Source organism: Vibrio sp. 1727 (assembly GCF_033344415.1).
Classification (GTDB): Bacteria; Pseudomonadota; Gammaproteobacteria; order Enterobacterales; family Vibrionaceae; genus Vibrio; species Vibrio alginolyticus.
Genome location: NZ_JAWPOT010000368.1, coordinates 1 through 642, shown reverse-complemented (window position 1 = coordinate 642; position 642 = coordinate 1). Strand labels below are relative to the sequence as shown.

General features: G+C 49.1%; 1 pseudogene. It reads right to left on the bottom strand.

The window, feature by feature from the left end:
* Nucleotides 1-642: pseudogene (locus R8O10_RS25790) on the bottom strand (ATP-dependent RNA helicase HrpA); the annotation flags it as partial.

Below are 642 nucleotides of genomic sequence, written 5' to 3'. Positions count from 1 at the left end.
ATTTCACGCATAGATTGGTGAATCTGGAAGTACACATCTTGCCACTCACGTACGCGCAAGTAGTTCAAGTAATCTTGCTTACATTGTTTGCGGAATTGGTTACCCGTCAACGCTTTCTGCTGCTTCTGGATGTAATCCCACAAGTTCACAAATGTCAGGAAATCCGACTCTTCATGGAAGAAACGACGATGTTTATCATCTGACGATTGTTGTTTGTCTGAAGGACGCTCGCGCGGGTCTTGAATCGACAATGCCGCTGCGATGATCATCACTTCTTTTAGTGCACCATATTTTGGTGCTTCCAAAACCATGCGCGCGAGACGCGGGTCGATAGGCAAGCGAGCCAATTGGCGACCAATGCTGGTTAAGCGTTTTTTCGCGTCCTTCGCTTCGGCGTTAATCGCACCAAGCTCTTCCAACAAGCTAACGCCGTCTTGGATGTTGCGTTTATCCGGCGCTTCCACAAATGGAAACGCTTGAATGTCGCCCAAGCCAAGTGCCGTCATCTGCAAGATAACCGATGCTAGGTTAGTACGCAGGATCTCAGGATCGGTAAACTCCGGACGTGACTCAAAATCTTCCTCTGAGTACAGGCGGATACAGATACCCTCTTCCACACGACCACAACGACCTTTACGCTGG